At 43.9% G+C, this 23439-nt stretch carries 21 protein-coding genes; 15 read left to right on the top strand and 6 right to left on the bottom strand.

What is annotated here, in order from left to right; genetic code table 11:
- The coding region (locus tag LGT40_RS03095) for a transcriptional repressor (RefSeq protein ID WP_226343156.1) at positions 1–261 on the top strand (261 nt) is incomplete at its 5' end.
- Here LGT40_RS03095 and recN read toward each other — a convergent pair.
- Positions 258–1937, bottom strand: coding sequence for a DNA repair protein RecN (gene recN / locus LGT40_RS03090; protein WP_226072632.1), 1680 nt, complete (start codon positions 1935–1937; stop codon positions 258–260). The genes LGT40_RS03095 and recN overlap by 4 nt on opposite strands.
- Positions 1931–2803, bottom strand: coding sequence for an NAD(+) kinase (locus tag LGT40_RS03085; protein ID WP_226072630.1), 873 nt, complete (start codon positions 2801–2803; stop codon positions 1931–1933). Before LGT40_RS03085 ends, recN begins: the two co-directional genes overlap by 7 nt.
- A 170-nt stretch (positions 2804–2973) precedes the next feature.
- Between LGT40_RS03085 and ndk the strand changes: the two genes are divergently transcribed.
- The 7 genes from ndk to pgi are packed head-to-tail and all read left to right on the top strand — an operon-like array spanning position 2974 to position 10241.
- Positions 2974–3405, top strand: coding sequence for a nucleoside-diphosphate kinase (gene ndk / locus LGT40_RS03080; RefSeq protein ID WP_226072628.1), 432 nt, complete (start codon positions 2974–2976; stop codon positions 3403–3405).
- A 10-nt stretch (positions 3406–3415) separates the two neighbouring features.
- A complete protein-coding gene (rlmN, locus tag LGT40_RS03075) occupies positions 3416–4522 on the top strand; it encodes a dual-specificity RNA methyltransferase RlmN (RefSeq protein WP_226072626.1) in 1107 nt (368 codons plus the stop codon).
- A complete protein-coding gene (gene pilW, locus LGT40_RS03070; RefSeq protein WP_226072616.1) occupies positions 4519–5271 on the top strand; it encodes a type IV pilus biogenesis/stability protein PilW in 753 nt (250 codons plus the stop codon). The genes rlmN and pilW overlap by 4 nt, the downstream gene beginning before the upstream one ends.
- A 5-nt stretch (positions 5272–5276) precedes the next feature.
- Positions 5277–6191, top strand: coding sequence for a RodZ domain-containing protein (locus LGT40_RS03065; protein ID WP_226072614.1), 915 nt, complete (start codon positions 5277–5279; stop codon positions 6189–6191).
- Entirely contained in the window at positions 6191–7309 is a 1119-nt protein-coding gene (gene ispG, locus LGT40_RS03060; RefSeq protein WP_226072605.1) for a flavodoxin-dependent (E)-4-hydroxy-3-methylbut-2-enyl-diphosphate synthase, read from the top strand. The genes LGT40_RS03065 and ispG overlap by 1 nt, the downstream gene beginning before the upstream one ends.
- Before the next feature lie 2 nt (positions 7310–7311).
- Positions 7312–8595 carry a histidine--tRNA ligase gene (gene hisS / locus LGT40_RS03055; RefSeq protein WP_226072603.1) on the top strand — a complete coding sequence of 428 codons (1284 nt, stop codon included), beginning with the start codon at positions 7312–7314 and terminating at the stop codon, positions 8593–8595.
- Between the two features lie 8 nt (positions 8596–8603).
- On the top strand, positions 8604–10241 hold the full coding sequence (gene pgi, locus LGT40_RS03050; RefSeq protein WP_226072601.1) for a glucose-6-phosphate isomerase: 1638 nt from the start codon (positions 8604–8606) through the stop codon (positions 10239–10241).
- Between the two features lie 40 nt (positions 10242–10281).
- On the opposite strand, the gene glgB is transcribed toward pgi, so the two are convergent.
- Positions 10282–12453: a 1,4-alpha-glucan branching protein GlgB gene (gene glgB, locus LGT40_RS03045; RefSeq protein WP_226072599.1), complete on the bottom strand. Its 2172-nt coding sequence runs from the start codon at positions 12451–12453 to the stop codon at positions 10282–10284.
- Positions 12454–12558: 105 nt separating this feature from the next.
- Between glgB and glgC the strand changes: the two genes are divergently transcribed.
- From glgC to gcvH, 4 genes are read left to right on the top strand one after another with little or no spacing between them, the layout of a single operon-like run.
- Positions 12559–13827: a glucose-1-phosphate adenylyltransferase gene (gene glgC / locus LGT40_RS03040; RefSeq protein WP_226072589.1), complete on the top strand. Its 1269-nt coding sequence runs from the start codon at positions 12559–12561 to the stop codon at positions 13825–13827.
- Positions 13817–15499 (top strand): glycoside hydrolase family 57 protein, encoded by a 1683-nt coding sequence (locus LGT40_RS03035; protein WP_226072587.1) that lies wholly within the window; start codon positions 13817–13819, stop codon positions 15497–15499. Before glgC ends, LGT40_RS03035 begins: the two co-directional genes overlap by 11 nt.
- A 3-nt stretch (positions 15500–15502) precedes the next feature.
- Complete coding sequence (gene malQ, locus LGT40_RS03030; protein WP_226072585.1) at positions 15503–16960, top strand: 4-alpha-glucanotransferase; 1458 nt, start codon at positions 15503–15505, stop codon at positions 16958–16960.
- The gene (gene gcvH / locus LGT40_RS03025) at positions 16953–17342 is read left to right on the top strand and encodes a glycine cleavage system protein GcvH (RefSeq protein WP_226072583.1); all 390 of its coding nucleotides are present in this window, start codon (positions 16953–16955) and stop codon (positions 17340–17342) included. The genes malQ and gcvH overlap by 8 nt, the downstream gene beginning before the upstream one ends.
- Here the strand turns inward: gcvH and LGT40_RS03020 are convergent.
- Together LGT40_RS03020 and LGT40_RS03015 are read right to left on the bottom strand one after the other, a co-directional pair.
- Positions 17318–18445, bottom strand: coding sequence for an anhydro-N-acetylmuramic acid kinase (locus LGT40_RS03020; RefSeq protein ID WP_226072581.1), 1128 nt, complete (start codon positions 18443–18445; stop codon positions 17318–17320). The genes gcvH and LGT40_RS03020 overlap by 25 nt on opposite strands.
- Before the next feature lie 10 nt (positions 18446–18455).
- Positions 18456–20048: a peptidoglycan DD-metalloendopeptidase family protein gene (locus LGT40_RS03015; protein WP_226072579.1), complete on the bottom strand. Its 1593-nt coding sequence runs from the start codon at positions 20046–20048 to the stop codon at positions 18456–18458.
- 122 nt (positions 20049–20170) lie between these two features.
- On the opposite strand from LGT40_RS03015, the gene tyrS reads away from it, so the two are divergent.
- Positions 20171–21370, top strand: coding sequence for a tyrosine--tRNA ligase (gene tyrS / locus LGT40_RS03010; RefSeq protein ID WP_226072861.1), 1200 nt, complete (start codon positions 20171–20173; stop codon positions 21368–21370).
- 38 nt (positions 21371–21408) lie between these two features.
- Here tyrS and LGT40_RS03005 read toward each other — a convergent pair whose 3' ends face one another.
- The gene (locus LGT40_RS03005) at positions 21409–21906 is read right to left on the bottom strand and encodes a hypothetical protein (protein ID WP_226072578.1); all 498 of its coding nucleotides are present in this window, start codon (positions 21904–21906) and stop codon (positions 21409–21411) included.
- A 105-nt stretch (positions 21907–22011) separates the two neighbouring features.
- Between LGT40_RS03005 and LGT40_RS03000 the strand changes: the two genes are divergently transcribed.
- Together LGT40_RS03000 and LGT40_RS02995 are read left to right on the top strand one after the other, a co-directional pair.
- A complete protein-coding gene (locus LGT40_RS03000) occupies positions 22012–22257 on the top strand; it encodes a hypothetical protein (protein WP_226072577.1) in 246 nt (81 codons plus the stop codon).
- A 131-nt stretch (positions 22258–22388) separates the two neighbouring features.
- Positions 22389–23030, top strand: coding sequence for an AraC family transcriptional regulator (locus LGT40_RS02995; protein WP_247363632.1), 642 nt, complete (start codon positions 22389–22391; stop codon positions 23028–23030).
- The last annotated feature ends 409 nt before the right edge of the window (positions 23031–23439 follow it).

Here is a 23439-nt window from a genome sequence, read left to right as displayed (position 1 = left end):
CGAGTGCTGACGCAATTTGAAGGTGCGGGACTGGTTTCCAGGTTAAATATCGATGGCGGACATGCAGTATTTGAACTGGAAGATGGTGAACATCATGATCATTTATTCTGCGTGAAATGTAATCGCATCATTGAGTTTTATGATGAAGTCATCGAAGAACGTCAAAAAGCCATTGCGAAAGCAAATGGTTTTGAAATGACTGATCATAGTCTTTACATCTATGGTATTTGTAATCGCGAAGACTGTAAAAAAGAACGTTAATCAGCTTTTTGTCCCTGATCCAGCATCTCTTCAGCATGTGAACGAGTTTTCTGGGTCAGGTTCATGCCGCCTAGCATACGTGCGATCTCCTCAATTCGTTGCTCCCGATTAAGCTCACTGATTTCAGTGTGGGTTTTATCCTTACCTAAAATTTTGGTGACCTGTAGTTGCTGGTGTGCTTGAGCAGCAACCTGAGGTAGGTGGGTAATACAGATTACTTGCTGTGTAGTAGCCAGTAATTTCAAATGTTGTCCGACAATTTCCGCTACACCACCGCCTATACCCACATCAACTTCATCAAAAATTAAGGTTGGTACACTGCGTTTGCCAGCAGTCACTACCTGAATGGCGAGACTAATCCTGGCAAGTTCACCACCTGAAGCTATTTTGGCTAATTCACCCGCCGGTTGGCCGGGATTGGTGCTGACCAATAATTGAATGTGATCTGCACCATGTTCACTGAATTTACCTTCTTCAAAAGCTCGAATAACAAACTCGATTCGTCCAGCAGGGATTGCCAGCTGTTGGATTGATTTTGTAATGGTTTCAGCTAATGGTTTTGCGTGTTGTTGTCTGTTGGTCCGAATTTCAGCACAAAGCTCCAGACAGCGTTTCTCTTGGCTTTTGAGTTGCTGTGCCAGTTCTGTTTGATTTTGCTGTGATTGCGATAAGCTGTTTAGTTCATCACATAACTCCCGATAATGAGCGGGTAAGGCTTCGATTTCTACATGATGCTTGCGTGACAGATCATGCAAAATGGAGAGTTGTGACTCAACGGCTTCCAACCGTGCCGGATCCAGATCTGCACTGTCCAGATAATGGCGAAGCGAAGTTGCTGTTTCATCCAGATTGATGGCCGCACTATTAAGCGTTTCGATAATTTCTGCAAAACGCGGTTCATACTGTTGTAATTTTTCCAGCTCTGCTAACGCGGTGCCGATGAGGTGATAGGCCGCGCCCTGATCCTGATCGAACAAATGATGCAACGTCGACTCACTGGTGTGAAGTAATTGCGCAGCATGAGCCAGTTGTTGTTGTTCCTGCAGAAGATCCTGAATACTGCTGTCAGTTAACGCTAAAGGCTCTAATTCACTGATTTGGTAATTTAACAACTCCTGACGAGCCATTTGCTGCTCAGACTGCTGTTGTAAAGCATCGAGTTGTTGCTGGGTTTGCTGCCATTCTGAGTAGGCTTGTTTTAATGCTTTAAGCAGCACTTTATTATTGGCTACGATATCCAGCAACTCGCGTTGAGTATCGGTACGCAACAATGATTGATGCTCATGTTGTCCATGGATATCTATACTCAATTCGCTAATATTACGCAGTTGCGTTAATGGCACCTGGCGGGCATTAATATAGGCTTTTGAACGGCCATCCCGGCTGATAGTTCGACGCAAATGGCACTGATCATCATCGTCGAGTTCCTGTTCTCTAAGCCACTGTTGTAATTGAAGGTTATGGCTGATATCGAAGCTGGCTTCTATTTCTGCTCGTTCACTACCATGTCGCACCATATTTGAATCTGCACGGTCGCCCAGCACTAAACCCAGTGCATCAACCAATATGGATTTACCGGCACCCGTCTCCCCAGTGAGTGATGTCATGCCGGATTTGAATGTGAGTGATAGGTCTTCGACGACTGCCAGTTGGCGAACAGTTAAAGCGGTTAGCATGTCAGTTTTCGGCCCCATTCCAGTTTGGCACGTAAAATTGAATAATGATCATGATCTTCAAGATGCAATAAATCAATTCGGTGAGGATGTCGTTGGATACGGATACTGTCACCTGGTTCAAGCAAATGTCCTGGTCGGCCATCCGGCGTAACCATGGCTGTGGTGATGTTTTTTTCACTTAAAGTGATATCAATAACGCTGCTTGCTGCAATAACCAGAGGACGGTTGCTTAGTGTATGCGGACAAACTGAAGCTAATACCAAAGCATCCAAATCTACATCCAGAATGGGGCCTCCTGCAGACATGGCATAAGCGGTTGAACCGGTAGGTGTCGCTATAACAAGTCCATCCGCACGTTGACTGTTCAAAAAGCGGCCATTGATATGGGTTTCGAATTCGATCATATGCAAACTTTGGTGTGAGTGTATAACAATGTCATTCATTGCGATACTGATCGGTTGTTCGCCTTTTTTCAGGTGTGCCTCTAATAAGAAACGGCAGTCATGACGATAATGGCCTTCTAGAATCCGACTCAATTGCGTATGGAGATTATTCAAGGTAACGTCTGCTAGAAATCCTAACCTGCCAACATTCACACCTACTACAGGCAAGGCACTTCCCGCCAAAGCTCTGGAGGCAGATAGCATGGTTCCATCGCCACCAATCGCAATAGTTAAATCACATGTGGTGGGGAAATCCCCTATGGAAATGACTTCAACGGCAGGTAAAAAACTCATCGGTTCATTACAGAACACCTGCAAAGCTCTCGATTGCAGAAACTCACTGACTTGAATGACAGCCGATTCCAACACTGGATCGTCTTTGCGAATAAACAGACCGATACGTTTAAATGGAGTATTCATCATCGAATTTGCATGTGAGTATTATCAAAATTAGTCTGCTGATGGTAATGGTTTTGTCATCAAATCCAAAGCAAAATTGGCGACTTAATAAAAACTCGGCGAACGCTACTATCACAGAGTCCTTTAGATGCTAGAATATGTCGATTTAATCCAATCAATCAATGAGGATACACATGGCGACTGAACGTACTCTGTCAATTATCAAACCCGACGCAGTAGCAAAAAATGTTATCGGTGAAATTTATTCACGTTTCGAGAAAGCTGGTCTGTCTGTTGTTGCTGCCCGTATGGTGCACCTTACACAACAGCAAGCAGAAGGCTTTTATGCAGAACACAAAGCACGTCCGTTTTTTGGCGACTTGGTCAGCTTTATGACATCTGGCCCCGTAATGATTCAGGTTCTGGAAGGTGATAATGCTGTTATGACCCACCGCGACCTTATGGGCGCTACCAATCCTGCCGATGCGGCGCCGGGTACCATTCGTGCTGATTTTGCGCAAAGTATTGATGAAAACGCAGTACACGGTTCAGATTCAGCAGAAAGTGCAGCACGTGAAATCGCCTATTTCTTTACTGAAGATCAATTGTGCGCTCGCACACGTTAATCGTTAATTAATGGCTACCGCATTGACCAATTTGCTTGGTCTGGATCTAAAAGGTCTGGAAGGGTTTTTCATTGAAATTGATGAGAAGCCCTTTCGTGCGCGCCAACTTCTGCAATGGATTCATCAGTATCGCGTTACTGATTTTGCTTTGATGAGTAATTTGAGCAAATCGTTGCGTGAAAAACTCAGTCAAATTGCCGAAATACGCGTACCTGAATTATTACACGAACATATATCAACAGATGGTACCCGTAAGTGGATCATCAAAATGGATGGGGATAACGCCATCGAAACGGTGTTCATCCCGGAAAATGGGCGGGGCACTTTATGTGTGTCATCTCAAGTTGGTTGCGCTCTGACCTGTACTTTTTGTTCAACCGGTCAACAAGGTTTCAATCGTAATCTCAGTGCGGCAGAAATTATTGCTCAGTTGTGGATTGCCAATGAAGCATTGGGTAAAGACCCCAAAGGTAACCGGGTCGTGACCAATGTGGTCATGATGGGGATGGGAGAGCCACTCACCAATTATAATAACGTGATTAGCGCAATGAACCTGATGCGTGATGATCTGGCTTACGGTATTTCATGGCGACGTTTGACATTGAGCACCTCGGGTGTGGTGCCGATGATCGATCGTTTAAAAGAAGACTGTCATGTGAGCCTGGCTATTTCATTACATGCTGCCAACGATAAATTGCGTAGTGAGATTATTCCGCTAAACGATAAATATCCAATTGCTGAACTTTTGGCTGCCTGTAAGCGTTACGTTACAGGTGAGCAGTTACGTCGCCATATCACAGTTGAATATGTCATGTTGGCGGGGATCAATGATTCAGAACAGGATGCGAGAGATTTAATTCGTATTCTAAAAGGCATACCGAACAAAATTAATCTTATTCCGTTTAATCCGTTTCCTGGCACCAATTATCAGTGTTCCTCACGGAATGTGATCAATCGATTTAAAGAGCAACTAATTGCTGCCGGTTTAGTAGCGACTGTACGCAAAACCCGTGGGGATGATATTGTTGCTGCCTGTGGGCAGTTAGCCGGCGAGGTTCAAGATAAAACCCGTCGCACTCAGAAATTATCCGAGCGAGAGGTGGTTTTCATCAGATGATTTGCTATTTGAGATCGGGCTTATTAGTATCCGCTATTGTTTTATTGACTGCATGTGCCTCTGGGCCGCGAGAACATATCGCCCCCGATGCTAAAGCAGCAGAGCTTAATATGCAGTTGGGGCTGAGTTATTTACAGCGTGGTGATTATGAAATTGCCATGGAGAAGCTCGATAAAGCTTTAAAACAAAACCCTAATTTACCCAGCGCGCATAATACTATTGCATTGCTTTATCAGCGGCTGGGCGAAACGGAAAAAGCTGAAAAACATTTCAAAGAAGCCGTTAACAGAGCTCCCGATTATTCTGAAGCACAGAATAACTACGGTGTTTTTCTGTGCCAACAAGGTGAATATGAGCAAGCTGAAAAGCGGTTTTTAAAAGCGATTGAAAATCCGTTATATCAAAGTGCGGCTATGGCATATGAAAATGCGGGGCTGTGCAGTCGAGAAATCCCTGATTTGGTAAAGGCTGAGTCCTATTTTAGGCGGGCTTTACAGATCAACCCTAATTTAAGTAAATCTTTGATGGGCATGGCAGATTTAAGCTATGAGCAAAAAAATTACATGCAGGCTCGTGCTTACGTACAACGTTTCAATAGTGTTTCACCGTGGACACCTCAGGCTTTATTGACTGCTATTAAAACAGAGCAAAAACTGGGGAATGAAGACGCGGTATCAAGTTACAAATTAATTATGCGAGCCCGGTTCCCGGATTCTGACGAAATGCGTATGGTCAATGAAGGTATTTAAAATTTATGACTGAGAGTCATACAGAAGAACCGAGTGTAGTTTCATCATCAGTCGATGTTGGAAAACGGCTGCGTGATGCTCGGGAAGCCAAAAAGATCTCAATTACCGATGCAGCAGCTCAGTTGAGAGTGACACGAGATGCCATTGTGCATCTTGAAGAGCAAAACTGGGATCGGCTGCATGGTCGAACTTACGCTCGTGGTTATTTTTTAAGCTATGCAAAGTTTTTGGGGCTGCCGCAAGATGAAATGCTAGCAGGCTTTAATATCGAATTTACTGAAACCGATCATCGCAGCCCTTCAGTCGCACCCATACAACAGCTTAAACCAGCAAAATCGGGTTTGCCTTGGTTGCCACTGATATTGCTGGTGAGTGTTGCTGTATTAGCCTGGTTAGCTTATCAACAATGGCAGGCGACGCAGGTTGAGCCGATAGAAGAAGTGCCAAACCAGCCCTTGATTGAACCTGCAGAAAATCCGGAAACGGAGAGCGATACTTATTCCATTCCAATTACCGAATCTAATAACGAGCCAACCCAGAGTTCTGATGAGCGAGCACCGTCTGTTGAACCAGCACAACCTGAAGCGTCTGAGTCACTTATAGACGAGTCTGCACCTGTGGAAACCGAGACTCAGGCTACGGAAGAAGTTGAACCTGTTATCGCGGAAGCAAGTCAAAGCAACTTGATTATTGGGATTAATGCAGATTGCTGGGTTGAAGTGCGTGATGCTAATCAGCAAGTTTTAATCAACCGTGTCGTCAGAGCGGGCAATACGGTTGAGTTGACGGGGGCTGCACCGCTACAGGTTTCATTGGGACAAGCTAACGCAGCTTCAGTCAGATTTGAAGGCAGGATTATTGATATCTCTGAATACACTCGAGGGAATGTGGCTCGCTTTACTTTAGGAGCAGATTCATAATGCATACTCCATCTCCAATCAAACGCCGCAAATCTCGTCAAATCATGGTCGGTAATGTGCCGATCGGTGGTGATGCACCTATTGCTGTCCAGAGCATGACTAATACTGAAACCACAGACGTTGCTGCAACCGTTGACCAGATTCAACGGCTACAGAAAGTCGGGGCAGATTTAGTACGTGTATCCATTCCGACTATGGATGCAGCAGAAGCTTTTGGTGCCATTCGTAAATTGGTGGATATTCCATTGATTGCAGATATTCACTTTGACTACAAAATAGCACTGCGGGTCGCTGAACTGGGCGTGGATTGTTTACGGATAAACCCAGGTAATATAGGTCGTGAAGATAGAGTTCGGGCGGTTGTTGATAAAGCACGCGACTTTGGCATTCCCATCCGAATTGGTGTTAATGCGGGTTCTTTGGAAAAAGAATTACAGAAAAAATACGGTGAGCCGACTCCGGAAGCGCTAGTTGAATCCGCGTTAAGACATATCGATATCCTGGATCGTCTGAACTTTCCTGATTTTAAGGTGAGCTTAAAAGCCTCCGATGTTTTCATGACGGTTCATGCTTATCGTCAATTAGCTGATCAAATTGAGCAGCCTTTACATCTGGGCATCACTGAAGCTGGAAGTCTCCGAAGTGGTGCCGTTAAATCAGCAATTGGCTTAGGAATGTTGCTTGCTGAAGGCATAGGCGACACCATTCGCGTGTCATTAGCAGCTGATCCGATTGAAGAGATACGTGTTGGTTTTGATATTTTAAAAAGCCTGCGAATTCGCAGTAAAGGGATCAATCTGATTGCTTGTCCTTCCTGTTCAAGACAAGAGTTTGATGTTATTTCGACCGTGAACGCACTTGAGGCAAGGCTAGAAGACATTATCGAACCCATGGATGTGGCGGTGATTGGATGCGTTGTCAATGGGCCTGGTGAAGCTAAAGAGGCCGCTATCGGGCTAACGGGTGGTTCACCCAATCTGTTATATCGCGATGGCAAACCACATCACAAATTAGACAATGCAGACCTGGTTGATCAGCTGGAAAAAGAAATTCGCCAGCGGATCGCCCTGCGTAGTGAACAACCCGAAAAAGTAATTCCGATAAAGGACATAAGCTAAAGGTGGCAGAGATAATCCGTTCTGTCCGGGGAATGAACGACATTCTTCCGGAAGTGACGCCGTACTGGCAGGCCGTAGAAACCAGCCTCAAACAGATTCTTGATAGCTATGGTTATCAGGAAATTCGTTTACCCATTCTGGAAAAGACTGAACTGTTCAAACGTTCAATTGGTGAAGTAACCGATATCGTTGAAAAGGAAATGTATACCTTTGATGATCGCAATGGTGACAGCCTGACTTTGCGGCCTGAAGGTACTGCTGGATGTGTAAGGGCGGCGATGGAACATGGTTTGTTCAATCAGCAACAACGGCTTTGGTATATGGGGCCAATGTTTCGCCATGAACGTCCGCAAAAAGGACGTTACCGTCAGTTTCACCAGTTAGGAGTGGAAGCTTATGGTTTCAGTGGTCCGGATATTGATGCGGAAATGATCCTGCTTAGCGCGCGTTTATGGAAGAAGCTGGGATTAAAAAATATTTCGCTGCAGATTAATTCACTGGGCAGTACACAAGCCAGACTGAATTACCGGAAAACTCTGGTTGAGTATTATCAGGCTCACCATGAATTATTGGATGAGGATAGCCAGCGGCGCCTGTTAAGTAATCCGCTACGCATACTGGACAGTAAAAATCCCGATATGCAATCACTCAATGAAGCTGCTCCTAAATTGATTGATTATCTGGATGCAGAATCAGCTGAACATTTTGACCAATTATGTCAAATCTTACGAGCTGCTGATATTGACTTTGATATCAACCCACGTTTAGTACGCGGGCTGGATTACTACGGTAAAACTGTTTTTGAATGGGTGACCGATCAGTTGGGTGCACAAGGTACGGTATGTGCCGGTGGTCGCTATGATGGTTTGATAGATCAGCTGGGCGGTAAAGCTTCTACTGCAATTGGTTTTGCCATTGGCCTGGAACGACTGATTTCATTACTGGAAGCAGGGGATGCATTGCCTGAAAATCAAGGACCGGATGTTTATCTGGTTGCTGTTGGCGAAGCGGCTGCTGCACATTCTTTATTATTAGCTGAAAGCCTGAGAGATCAGCTGCCAACGCTCAGCTTGATTACCCACTGTGGTGGTGGTAGCTTTAAAAGCCAATTCAAGCGGGCTGATCGTAGTGGAGCGCGTTGGACCTTAATTTTGGGGGAAGAGGAAATGGCGCAACAAATCATTGGTGTCAAAACCATGGCCACGGGCGAGCAACAGACATTAGCTTGGTCAGAGCTTGCCAATTTTCTCTCAACTCCAAATCTTGATAATCGTTCACAAAAATAAGTAGAAATATGACGCCACTAAATATCGCCGAATGGCAATCACTAGATAGACATTATTCTGATATCAAATACCTGTCGATGCGCGAGCAATTCGTCCTTGATTCGGGACGGTTTGAACGGTTTTCGCTTCGCTCGGGTGACTTATTACTTGATTATTCCAAAAATCGCATTACGCAAGAAACGGTTGATAAACTGATTGCGTTGGCCGAAGCGGTGGATATGCAATCCTGGATTGAACGCATGTTTACCGGAGAACAGATTAATCACACCGAAGGGCGAGCCGTTTTACATACTGCTTTACGTAACCGTGCAAATACACCTGTGATGGTAGATGGCCAGGATGTAATGCCTCAAGTAAATGCTGTGCTGGAAAAAATGGCGGCTTTTTGTGAGCAGGTACATAGCGGTAAATGGGTAGGTTTTAGTGGTAAAAAAATCACCGATATTGTCAATATAGGAATTGGTGGTTCAGACCTTGGCCCAGCGATGATTTGTGATGCACTTGAGCCTTACGGCATTGATGGCATTGAGGCGCATTTTGTTTCGAATGTAGATGGCACGGATCTCAGCACCACCTTGGAAAAACTCAATCCTGAGACCACATTATTTATTGTGGCTTCAAAAACGTTTACTACTCAGGAAACCATTACCAACGCTCAATCTGCTCGTAACTGGTTTTTAAAGGTAGCTACTCAGGCTGATGTTGCGAAGCATTTTGTTGCTGTCTCGACCAATGCCAAAGAAGTGGCAAAATTCGGTATCGACACGGCCAATATGTTTGAGATATGGGACTGGGTTGGTGGACGCTATTCACTGTGGAGCGCGATCGGTTTACCAATAGCCCTTTATGTCGGTATGGACAATTTTATCCGGCTGCTTGAGGGCGGGCATGAAATGGATAACCATTTCCGCAGTACACCGTTAGCCGAAAATATTCCGGTTATCATGGGTATGCTAGGTATCTGGTATATTAATTTCTTTAATGCACAAACTCATGCCATTGTGCCTTATGACCATTCACTAGCTCGCTTTCCCAACCATATGCAGCAACTGGATATGGAAAGTAACGGTAAGTTTATTAATCGTCAGGGTGCAAGAATCAGTTATAAAACCGGACCCGTCATCTGGGGCACTCCGGGCACCAATGGTCAACATGCTTATTTCCAGTTGATCCATCAGGGTACGCAATTAATACCTGTTGATTTTGTATTGCCGGTTAACAGTCATTATCCAGAATGTGATCATCAATCTATTCTGTTGGCTAATGGTTTGGCGCAATCGGAAGCCTTGATGAAAGGCAAAAGCGCAGAGGAAGTTCGCGAAGAACTGATAAAAGAAGGCTATGAAGGCAAAGCACTGGATGCGTTATTGCCGCATAAAGTGTTCCCAGGAAATCGTCCAAGTAATGTACTGCTGTTCCCTAAACTGACGCCTGAAATGTTAGGCCAGTTAGTTGCCTTATACGAACACAAAGTATTCGTCCAGGGTGTTATCTGGAATATCAACTCATTTGATCAATGGGGTGTTGAGCTTGGTAAGCAATTAGCCAAAGCGATATTGCCGGATTTACAAGGTAATGCAGATATTTCAGTACACGACAGTTCTACAACAGAACTCATCAAAATGATTCGCAAGTTGCGTCAATAAGTTTCAATAATGGCGGCCCGTAAACGCGAGCCGCCATTTTTTAATGTTTTTTGCGTATTATCAGTCCCGCTAACGGTGGCAAATTCACCACGATTGAGTAGGGTCTATCGGACCAGGCAGTGGCTTCACTACTGATAACTGGACTTACAGGGTAATTACTACCGGCATAATACTCAGAATCTGAGTTGATGATGACCTCATATTCACCTGCTTCTGGAACGCCGATTCTGTAATTGTTGCGTACTACAGGCGTGAAATTGAAAACTGCGATGGCAATCGAGTCCTGACCACGACGCATATAACTCAGCACGGAATGCTCACGGTCATTACAGTCGATCCATTCAAAACCGTGTGCATCAAAGTCATGAAAGTGCAGTGCAGGGTTTTCTCGGTACACCTTATTTAAATCAGAGACAATTTGTAACAACCCTTTATGCTGTGGGTATTCGAGTAAGTACCAGTCAAGTGCTTGATCACTATTCCATTCATTGCCTTGTCCAAATTCGGATCCCATGAATAATAATTTTTTTCCGGGATAACTGAACATAAATGTATAGAGCAAACGTAAATTGGCAAATTGCTGCCATTCATCTCCCGGCATTTTATAACGCATCGATTTCTTACCATGAACCACTTCATCATGCGAGAAGGGTAATACGAAGTTTTCGGTGAATGCGTATAACAATCCAAATGTCAGTTGATCATGATGATAGCGTCGATGAATGGGATCTTGTTTCATATATTCAAGAATGTCGTGCATCCAGCCCATATTCCATTTCATGGAAAATCCCAGTCCGCCCATATCGGCAGGGCGAGACACCATCGGATAGGAAGTGGATTCTTCGGCAGCGATAATACAGCCAGGGTGCGCCTGATGCAGAATCGTATTGACCTCTTGCAGAAAGCTGATGACTTCCAGGTTCTCACGCCCACCATGAATGTTCGGTAACCATTGACCCTCTTTACGTGAGTAGTCCAGATAAAGCATTGATGCCACGGCATCTACCCGCAGACCATCAATATGGAATTCTTCCAGCCAGAAAAACGCACTGGAGAGCAGGAAGTTTCGAACCTCATTACGGCCATAGTTGAATATTAATGTACCCCAGTCCTGGTGTTCTCCACGTCTGGGATCTTCATGTTCATAGAGTGCTGTGCCATCAAAACGGGCCAGTCCGAAACTGTCTTTTGGAAAATGTCCTGGTACCCAATCCAGTAATACACCTATATTGTGTTGATGACATTGATCTACAAGGTAACGAAAATCATCTGGTGTACCAAAGCGACTGGTCGCGGCATAGTATCCCGTTGTCTGATAACCCCAGGACATATCCAATGGATGTTCTGTAATCGGCAGTAACTCAATATGGGTGAACCCCATTTTGTTGACATATGGCACCAGTTTATCAGCCAGTTCGCGGTAGCTACAGAAACGACCATCACTGTGTTTTTGCCATGATCCGAGATGGACCTCATAAACGCTGTGAGGTGTATTTAACCATTTTGATTGCTCTCTGTTTGACATCCAGTCGCTGTCTTGCCATTGGTAGTGACTGTCAAAGATCACCGAGGCAGTGTTTGGCCGCAGTTCAGCTTGCTGGCAATAGGGATCCATTTTCAGATGTAAACTGCCATCATGATGATTACGGATTTCAAACTTGTAGAGCTCACCAACTTCAAGACCGGGAATAAATAATTCCCATACACCGGTACTGCCTCTTGAGCGCATGGGATGGCATCGCCCATCCCAACGATTAAACGTACCCACGACGCTGACACGCTGCGCATTAGGTGCCCAAGTGGCAAACATGACCCCGTCTACACCATTCACTGTTTGTTTATGTGAACCAAGAATACGGTAGGCATGCCAGTGTTTGCCTTCGGCAAACAAATACAGATCATAATCTGAAATCTGTGGTGGAAAACAATACGGATCATAATGGCTCTGAACTTCGCCATCTGAAGTGGTACGATGGATCTGGTATGGTACTTCTAACTCTTTAGCAAGCCCCGTCCATTCAAAGATGTCTGTCCCGGGAACCCGACGCATAGGTAAATTATCACCTACCGAAGCAGATTCGGTATGAGGTAAAAAAGCCCTGACATACACCCCGTTTTTTGTCAGATGACGTCCCAATACCGCAAAGGGATCATGATGTCTGGCTTCTATGATTTTAAGTTGGTCGTCTGTCAAATTTTGTTCAAAAACCATAGATATACTGTCCTATAAATATTTCTATTGCTGACCACCTTAACGATGTGGCACGCTTAAGACATTACAACATATTTCACTGCATAGCTGGCTGGAGATTTAAATATGCCAAAAAACAATAGCACCCGTTTTGTCAGTAGACTGACCAGGGATACTCTGGCACTGATTCTTGCTGGGGGACGTGGTTCTCGGTTGAAACAACTGACAGGATGGCGCGCGAAGCCTGCAGTGCCTTTTGGAGGAAAGTTTAGAATTATTGATTTTCCATTGTCCAATTGCGTCAATTCGGGTATTCGTCGAGTAGGCATCTTAACTCAGTATAAAGCGCATTCGTTGATTCGACATATTCAACAGGGCTGGGGTTTTATGCGTGGTGATTTGGGCGAGTTTGTCGAATTACTACCTGCCTCCCAACGTACTGAGCAGGGTTGGTATACCGGTACTGCTGATGCCGTTTACCAAAATATTGATATTCTGCGAAACCATGGTCCTGAATATGTTCTCATTCTCGCCGGTGATCATATTTATAAAATGGATTATGGTGATATGCTGGCTGAACATGTAGCACAAAACGCCGATATGACAATTGGTTGTATTGAAGTGCCACTGGATCAAGCTAAAGCATTTGGGGTGATGTCTGTCGATCTTAATCATCGGATCGTGGCTTTTAATGAAAAACCCGATAATCCCACACCCATACCTGGCCAAGACGAAGTCGCTTTGGCATCAATGGGTATTTATATTTTTAATGCGGGATTTCTGTATGAACAGTTGATTAAAGATGCAGATAATTCCAGATCCAGTCATGACTTTGGGCATGACATTATTCCATCGCTAATCCAAAAATATAAAGTTGTCGCCTTTCCTTACAAAGATGTACAAGGCAATGACCCAGGCTACTGGCGTGATGTGGGGACAATTGATGCGTTCTGGTCTGCGAATCTGGAGTTGATTGGTGTTACACCCGAACTGAATCTTTACGATGAAGACTGGCCCATTTGGACTCACCAGGCTCAATTACCGCCTGCAAAATTTGTGTTTGATGATGATGATCGCCGTGGGATGGCCGTAGACTCAATGGTATCCGGTGGCTGCATAATTTCGGGTTCCACTGTGAGACATTCGGTGCTGTTTTCTAATGTAGAAGTTCATAGTTTCAGCCTTGTTGAGGACAGCGTAGTTCTTCCAGATGTAAGTGTTGGCAGGCATTGTCGCCTGAAGAAAGTTGTGCTCGATAAAGGGTGTATCGTTCCTGAGGGTACGATTATCGGTGAGGATCCTGTACTGGATGCACAACGCTTTGAAGTTTCACCAAATGGTGTTGTGCTAGTGACACCTGAAATGTTGGGGCAAAATTACCGTTATGTCAGATAAATTAAAAGTCGTATTGTGCTGGCATATGCACCAGCCACAATACAGTGAACCAATGGGCGGAAGTTATCAGCTTCCGTGGACTTATTTACATGCAATAAAAGATTATGTTGACATGGCCTGGCATCTGGAACAAATCCCTGAAGCTAGAGCGGTGGTCAACTTTGCTCCCACCTTATTGGAGCAGATCGATGATTATGATAAACAGCTCAAAGGTCGGTTTAAAGGGACTGGATGTCTCAAAGATCCGCTATTAATTGCGCTGGATTCACCAGTTCAGCCAGCACATGTTGAAGAGCGTCAAACCATTCTTAATGCTTGTTTGAGAGCAAATGAAGAAAAATTGATTGCGCCGTTTCCTTACTTTGCAAAATTGGCCGAGATGGCACGTTGGATATTGGAAGATAAACAGCGTTTAGCCTATCTAAATGACCAATTTTTGGTCGATATGCTGGTTTGGTATCACTTGGTATGGATGGGCGAATCTGTTCGACGAAACGATATCCGTATTCAAACATTAATGAAAAAGGGCCAACAATTTAACTTTCATGACCGACGTCAATTAATGATAGTGATTGGTGAGTTGCTCAGTGACGTGATTCCCCGTTACCGACGATTGGCCGAAGCCAAAAAAGTTGAATTATCGGTCACCCCTTATGCTCACCCTATAGTTCCCTTATTACTGGATATCGATAGTACGCTGGAAGCAATGCCAGATGCATTATTGCCACATATTCGAGAGTATCCTGGTGGTGAAGCTCGTACTGATTGGCATATGGAGCAAGGACTGGCTGTTTTTGAATCTTTTTTCGGTTTTCGGCCAAGAGGCTGTTGGCCCTCTGAAGGAGCTGTTTCAAAACCCACGATTGAGTCAATCGCCAAACATGGGTTTGACTGGACTGCCAGTGGTGAGAATGTACTCAGAAATAGTTTGAATAAAAGTGAAATACCTGACAACAGTATTCATAAACCCTATCAACTTGAGGGTAAAGGCCCCGCCTGTTTCTTTCGTGATGATGGGCTGTCGGATCTGATTGGCTTCACTTATACCAAATGGAGCGCTGAAGATGCTGTGAGTGATTTTATTCATCACCTGAATAATATCAAGGCAACCACCGATGGAGATCCGGATCGTGTTGTTTCAGTGATTTTGGATGGTGAGAATGCGTGGGAGCATTATTCATATAATGGCTTTTATTTCCTGCAAAGCTTGTATCGGCAACTCTCCGAACATCCTGACATTGAGCTGACCACATTTAGTGAGTGTCTGGATAAAGGTGTGAAGCCAGCTCTTTTACCTGAAATGGTAGCCGGAAGTTGGGTTTATGGCACTTTTTCAACCTGGATTGGTGATATTGATAAAAATCGTGCATGGGATTTATTGAGTCAAGCAAAACAAGTGTATGACAAAAAAATTGCTGAAGCTGCAATTGACGATGAAATGCAACACGCGATTGATAAACAACTTGCTATTTGTGAAGGCTCAGACTGGTTTTGGTGGTTTGGTGATTACAACGCTGCTGACAGTGTCAGTGATTTTGAGCGCCTGTTTCGACTGCATTTATCAAATCTTTACCAGATGCTGGGTGAAGAAGTACCTCAAGTTTTGTCAGAGGTTGTATCTTTTGGAGGAGGAGATGCCGAGCAGGGTGGCACAATGCGTCGTGGCGGCTAATTAATGAAACAAGCTGATATCTTTAATAATCGTCGTACCGGTGTTTTGTTGCACATCACCAGTTTACCGAGTGGAAATTTAGGTGCCGATTCCTATCGGTTCGTGGATTTTTTAAAACAAGCAGGGGTGACTGTTTGGCAGATGTTGCCATTGGGTCCCACTCATGATGATGGTTCACCCTATCAGTGTTTATCTGCACATGCTGGCAATAATAAATTGTTGTGTGTGGAGTATATTAAAGCGCAACCTTGGGTACATACTGAAGACTTAGCGGGTAAGAAAATATATACCATTGTGGCAAATGCCTATAAACAATTTACCGAGAATGCCAGTGAGGATGACTGGGCTGCTTTTAAAAGTTTTTGTGAACGACAAGCGTTCTGGTTAGAAGATTATATTTTATATCGAGAGATACGTAATCTGAATCATGCGATGCCCTGGTATGACTGGCCGGTTGAGTATCGTGATCGTGACCCCGGCACATTGAAAACGTTGAGTGAACAACGGGCTGATTCATTGAGTATCAGACGTTTTGAACAGTTTCTCTTTTTCCAGCAATGGAATAACTTAAAAACCTATGCCAATCAGCATCAAGTAAAGTTATTTGGTGATATGCCAATATTTGTTGCCCATGACAGCGCAGATGTCTGGGCTGCACCAGAATTATTTACCCTTGATGAAACCGGGCAAGCCATCAAAGTTACAGGTGTTCCACCCGATTATTTTTCTGCCACAGGTCAACGGTGGGGAAATCCACTTTATGATTGGCAAGCACATATAAAAGAAGATTTCAGTTGGTGGGTAAAACGTTTAACTACGCAACTGGAATTATTCGATCTTATCCGTATTGATCATTTCAGGGGCTTTGAGGCCTGTTGGGAAATTCCAGCCAGCTGTCAAACAGCAATCGAAGGTGACTGGGGTAAGGCTCCAGGTGAAGCATTATTCAAAAAACTACTATCGGTTTTTGGTGAACTTCCCCTTGTGGCAGAAGATCTTGGAATCATAACGGCTGAAGTTACGGCTTTGCGTGAACAATTTGCCATGCCGGGGATGAAAATTTTGCAGTTTGCTTTTGGTGGTGACGCCGATAATCCTTATCTTCCTCACCAGCATTGTCGCGACAGCATTACTTATACCGGTACGCATGATAACAATACGAGTTTAGGATGGTATCAAGAGCTTGATGAACCAACCCGATCCCACTTACATCAGTATATTGGACCAAGCAATGAAGCGATGCCCTGGTTACTGATTCGTGTAGCTTTAAAATCTGTCTCTGAGCTTGCAGTCATTCCAATGCAGGATCTGCTGGAGTTAGGGAGTGAGCACCGGATGAATGTTCCTGGCACCATGGAAGGAAATTGGCAATGGCAGTTTGATTGGGGTATGGTGCCAGAACAGTGTGCTGAACATCTAAGACAACTGAATCAAACTTATGGACGTATCATTCATGAATAATTCAGATGATTATTTTTACAGTGAATCTCATGTTTGGCTGGAAGAACAAGGCGATGGGATATTTACCTTGGGTATTACCGAACATGCTCAAAACAGTCTGGGGGACATTGTTTTTGTTGAGTTACCGGCAGAAGGCCAACAATTTGCGGCTGGTGAAGGCTGCGCCGTGATTGAATCGGTCAAATCTGCTTCAGATGTGATCATTCCTATTAGTGGAGAAGTTATCGCCATTAATCAGCAATTAGTTGAAACGCCGGAACTGATTAACCAAGAACCGTTTAATAATGGTTGGATTGTGCGATTTCGTTCTGATGTGCCAATGGATGAAATTGCAGCAGAGTTGATGTCTGCTGACGATTATGATGCTTTTCTCGACCAATAGACTGCGCCTAATATATTAGGCTGATGAGCCCCCGTCACTTGACGTAAATCCAATGCTTTATGCTTTAGGGTTTGTTCGGCAAGCCATGCAAAGGCGGCGGCTTCTACCCACTGAGGATCTAAACCAATGGCCGCTGTCGTATCTACCGCAATAGGTTGTAGCTCCGCGCTTAGCCGCTGCATTAACGCCTTGTTTTTTGAGCCTCCACCGCAAACATAAATCTTATGAGTATCACTGGCATATTGTTGAATAGCTTCAGCGATGGTGGCGACAGTGAAGTCCATTAATGTAGCTTGTACATCTTCAGCATCGATACTTTGACATTGAGCGGCTGTTAATTGCTTGTCTAGCCAGTCCAGGTTAAATAATTCACAGCCAGTGCTTTTAGGAATGGGGCGTTTAAAGTAGGTTGCAGACTTTAATTGTAAGAGTAGAGTTTGATTTACCCGGCCGCTTTCAGCCCATTTCCCTTCGTTATCAAAAGACTTTTGTTGATGTTTATAAATCCAGGCATCCATAAGTGTATTACCTGGTCCTGTATCAAAGCCTTTAAGTGCACTTTGCTGATTAGCTCTCAGGATAGTGATATTGCTGATACCACCAATATTAATAATCACTCGGTTTTCGCTATCGGAACGGAACATGGCAGCATGAAAGGCGGGTACTAAAGGGGCTCCTTGCCCTCCATTAATCATGTCACGTTGCCGAAAATCGCAAACTGTTGTAATACCCGTTTTTTCAGCAATAACATTGCCATTACCAATTTGCATACTAAACGGATAATGTGAATCGGGAGAGTGAAATATCGTTTGACCATGACAACCAATGCCATCAATAGCTGAGGCATCGTGACCAGTGGATTTCAACAGTGTGTTAATGGTGTCAGCGTAAACATGTCCAAGTTGAACATCCAATTCACCCAACTGTAAAAGCTGGCACTGCTGTGAGCGGATTAGCTTAGTTAATGCTGTGTGTAGTTCAGCTGAAAATTCCGCTGTGTGATGGGCAATTAACCGGGGCTGTTCCGTCGGTGCCGTTTTAATTAACGCGACATCAACTGCATCCAGACTGGTGCCAGACATTACCCCGACGTATAAGCCCATTTCAGTTTTATTAGTCTTGGCGTAATGCCAACGTTGGAACTTGCAGATTATCTAAACTGGCAAGTAATGGTTGAGCAAGTGTTTTGAATTCCGCCAGATATTGACTCGGAATTGGCTCAGCTTTAGGCAGAGTTACAGTTAACGGATTTTTATGTATTCCATCGACTCGGAATTCATAATGTAAATGTGGACCTGTTGCTAGACCACTGCTACCGATATACCCAATAACATCACCTTGTCTGACACGTTGACCAGCCCGAATTCCTTTCTTAAAGCGTGACATATGGGCAAAAAGGGTAGTGTAACGTCCACCATGGGACAATATAACTGTGCGACCATAGCCGCCTTTTGTTCCAACAAAGTCAACTTTGCCATCACCCGTGGCGAGTATCGGGGTTCCTGTCGCTGCAGCATAGTCAACACCACGGTGTGGTCGGTTTGTTTGTAATACTGGGTGCTTGCGATTTGGATTAAAGCCAGAGCTGATGCGCGAAATTGGAACAGGAGTTCGTGTAAATGCTTTACGCATACTATCGCCATCAGGAGTATAGAAGCGACTCTCTCCATTTTTATCTGTAAACAGAACCGCTCTAAAGGTTTTGCCTCTGTTGGTAAATTCAGCCGCCAGAATTTCGCCATCAGCAACTTTTTCGCCGTCCAGGAAGTTTTCGTTATAAATAACTTTGAAGCTGTCTCCCTGACGCAGATCTAATGCAAAATCCACATCCCAGCCAAAAATATGAGCCATTTCCATGATGAGCTTATCGGACATTCCGGCTTTTTGCCCATCTACAAATAATGAGCTTTGAATTTCACCTGCAACCAGCTGACGTTGTTTATCCAGCTCACGTTCAACAACATCTGTTTCGAAACCTTTTTCAGTGGCTGTCAAAGTCAGAGTTTTCATCGGATTTAATTGCAGCTGAAGCTGTTTTAGAACTAATTTTTGTTCGCTGTCTGTGACTGTTCCAAAACGAACTATCTGGCCTGGTCTGAGATTGAGAAGCGCTTTAGCTTCCTCACCGGCCGTCTGAGCAACTTCATAAACATCCCGTGCACCTAATCCGGCTCTTGGGAAGATAAGTGAAAGGTTGTCACCTGATTTAACTTCGATTTCTTGCCAGCTTAATTCATCTGAACTTTGAGAGGGTGCTATTACTTCTTCTGGTGAGAGCGCATCACTAACAGTAGGAGTTACCGTTGTCGCCGATGGAGCAGGTTGCTGATTTAAATGTAAACGTTCTACTTCGGTTGATTCATCTAATGAAACGTTTGGCTGGATGGGCTCTACTTCAGAAAGAGGCTGAATATCGGCTTGAGATCCTCGCGTTGGAGACTCTGATGATAAAGCAACTGCAGACTGCTCAGATGATGTTGTGTTTGAGCTATCAACTGGTGGCATATTGGGCAAGGCTACTGACTGAGTTTGACTGGTCGTCGGGCTCGGCTCACTGGTTGCGAGTACTATCCCGGTTATAAAAATGCCAGTCAGCGCTAACAGAGAAAGAATGGCAATATGTCTATTTTTGTGGGGGGACAGCGTTTCAGATTTGAATAATTTTGATTGCTGTGATGAGCTCAGAAGTCTATTACGTTTCTTCATGGGCAGTCCCTGTTTATAGTAAATTCGTTCAATTCTCTCAGCATTCGCTCAGAATTGAAACCCCTAGAAGGCAAGATCTTGTGTTATATTGCCCGCCAATTTTTATAGTGCGGAGAACGATGATGACAACTGTACAAGAAACCTTGGCAGAAATCCGTCGTGGAGCAGAAGAAATTCTGGTTGAAAAAGAGCTTATTGATAAGCTGGAAACGGGTAAGCCGTTACGTATAAAGGCTGGTTTTGATCCAACGGCACCTGACTTGCATTTGGGTCATACAGTATTACTTAATAAGTTGAGACTGTTTCAGGATCTGGGACACGAGATTCTATTTTTGATTGGTGATTTTACCGGCATGATTGGTGATCCAACGGGTAAAAATGTGACACGTCAGCCATTAACACCTGAGCAAGTGAAACAGAATGCGGAAACTTATCAAAAACAAGTGTTCAAAATACTCGACCCTGCTCGTACACAAGTTGTATTCAATTCTCATTGGATGAATGAATTATCTTCTGCTGATATGATCCGCTTGGCTTCTCACCATACGGTTGCACGCATGTTGGAACGGGATGACTTTCATAAGCGTTATACCGGCGGTCAACCTATTGCAATTCACGAGTTCCTATATCCTCTAATACAGGGTTACGACTCTGTCGTACTGGATGCTGATATTGAACTGGGTGGTACTGATCAGAAGTTTAATCTGCTGATGGGTAGGGAATTACAAAAAGCCTATGGCAAGTCTCCACAATGTATTCTAACTATGCCGCTACTGGTTGGGCTGGACGGTGTTCAAAAAATGTCCAAATCTCTAGGAAACTATATCGGTATCGATGAAAGCCCTAAAGACATTTTCGGTAAATTAATGTCCATTTCGGATGAATTGATGTGGCGTTATATTGAGTTGCTCAGCTTCAGAAGTTTAGAAGACATTGCGGATTTAAGAAAATCCGTGGCAGAGGGGCGCAACCCCGTTGAAATTAAAAAGTTATTTGCAGAAGAAATTGTTTCCCGTTTCCATGGTGAACTGGCTGGGCCTCAAGCTCGGCAGGATTTTGAGAACCAATTCAAGAAAGGGGAAATCCCAGACGATATTGCTGAGGTCACTCTGACAGTCGGACTTGAAGGTATGCCAATAGCTAATGTTCTTAAAGAAGCCGGGCTAACAAGTAGTACCTCCGATGCAATGCGAATGATTCAGCAAGGGGCTGTCAAAATTGATGGCGAAAAAGTTGATGACAAGTCCTTGTTAATCGCAGCAGGGATCGAAGGTGTGTTTCAGGTAGGCAAGCGCAAGTTTGCCCGTATCAGCACCAATTAATTCTCTGTTGTGAAAAGCTTTAATACGGCGCCACAATGTTAGATAACTTGACGACCACACCGCTTACAATTTTTCGTGCTTGAATTATCCTCAAGCGTGGTTCGAAATATAATGACTGCTGCTTTACCAAAGCCATAGCTGGTTACTAACAAACTTGAATAGAGATAGATATTAAAAGCAGTGAACCATAACCCTACAGGACTATAAGTGTCTGATAGAGGATCCAGCGTAGGAAACATGGCATAAAACAAAAAAAGGCTGGAGTTGGTAAATGCTCCGATTACCATCGCCCAGCGAACATGCCAAGGCAATCCAATTCTTGCAGCATAAAATCCCAGAATCAATGCACTCATTAATAAAAAGTCGATGTGGGCCTGCAATACTCGAGTAGGTTTACCTGGAAATAAAGTTTCCAGAAAGCCAATCTGGTTATAAATGCCAACAAGTGACCAAGCCAGTAATAAAGCCATCAGTATCCACAAGCATGCTCCTCTTATAAGCACGACATTACCTGCGTGACTATCATCCTGTTTCATGCTCTCTCCTGTTATTATTCTGAAATACAACAACAGTATGCCGAGCTTAAAATGAGTATTCTTTACTCTAACGGCAGCAATCCTTGTAAATTTGGGTGAAAAGTTATGACACTCGCACTGAGTGCTCCATTAGAGCAAGGAGCAGATGGTATTGATTCTCTTGGTCGTCTCGGTGGACAGCGTTTCTGCACAGATCAACAACCCAGCGCTCAGCGTGTGGAGTGGCTGAAAGAGGTGATAGGTCGGGAATATGCCAACGTTGAGATCACGCCGCCACAGGATATGGTCTTGTTCATGATATGTGGATTATCCTTGGCAAGAAGGTGTACGGTTGTCACCCATTCAATCTAATGCGATCACTATAGAACGACTACCTCAGGAACCTTCTCAGTCAAGCCAGGATAACTATTTCATCGTTGTACTTACTTCTGGCAAATATAAGTTGGAACAGGGGGGGAGAAGTCTTTCTTAAGCCAGGCGATATGACAATTTATGACGCTACTGAGCCACATAGAATTACCATACCAGATGCTTTTTCCAAAATATTAATTTCTATTCCACGCAGGATGCTGGATCAACGACTAAACAATATTGGCAAAATCACTGCTACGCAAATTCCTTCGGCTGAAGGCATTGGATCTCTTACCAGTAATCTTATTCAATCGACTGTTGATCAACTGGAACAATTTTCTAAGCTGCAGTTTCAGTCTTTATCGCAAACAATAATCGATATGTTGACCTTGTCATTAGGTCAGGTTACTGAAAACAAACTGACAATAAATAACCACCGCCAAATCATGTTAATACGTATCAAACAGTATATAAAGAGTGTGATGAACGACCCTGAGCTCAATGCAACCAAGATTGCAGAGGCTACAGGCTTGTCGAAGCGATACATTAATAACCTGTTCAATGAAGAAAATACCTCTTTAATGCACTATCTGATAGAGCAGAGGTTGGAGTTGTGCAGGTATTGTCTGGCGAGCACTTTTTACACTCATCTATCTATCACACAGATTGCGATGCGTTATGGTTTTAACAATATGTCGCATTTCAGTCGGGTGTTTAAAAAAAATTATGGGTATTCGCCTACAGCATATCGTCAACTATTTACCTATATATAGGGGGGTAGTAACAAAGTTTAAGAAAGCGTTAAGAATTATTTAGCGCATTCTCTGTCAGTCATATGAAAAAATGACCGAAACTGGCGTTTTGAAGTACTAAAGTGTATTTAATTTTTTGGTATTTTTCTTATCAATTCATAAAGCTAGCGTAACCTAAAAGCAATTAAGAAAAACTTCCTGTTGACGTAGTGAATTCAATCTGTAGAATGCGCCGTTCTGTTTCGACAGAAGCCCCGCAACACTGATGAATAAACGCGTTGAGGGGTTGACAGGCAAGGTGAGGTCTGTATAATTCTCGCTTCTTTGCAGGGCGACAAGAACTGCAAGCTCTTTAAAAAACTGGTATCAAGTAATTTGTGTGGGTACTTGCGTTGGAAATTTCTGAAAAGAAAAACGACGTAAGCTATTC

This window comes from Methylophaga pinxianii (assembly GCF_020447225.1).
GTDB classification, from domain to species: domain Bacteria; phylum Pseudomonadota; class Gammaproteobacteria; order Nitrosococcales; family Methylophagaceae; genus Methylophaga; species Methylophaga pinxianii.
Note: the sequence above shows the minus strand (reverse complement) of the source record. Positions and strands in the feature narration are given on the sequence as shown.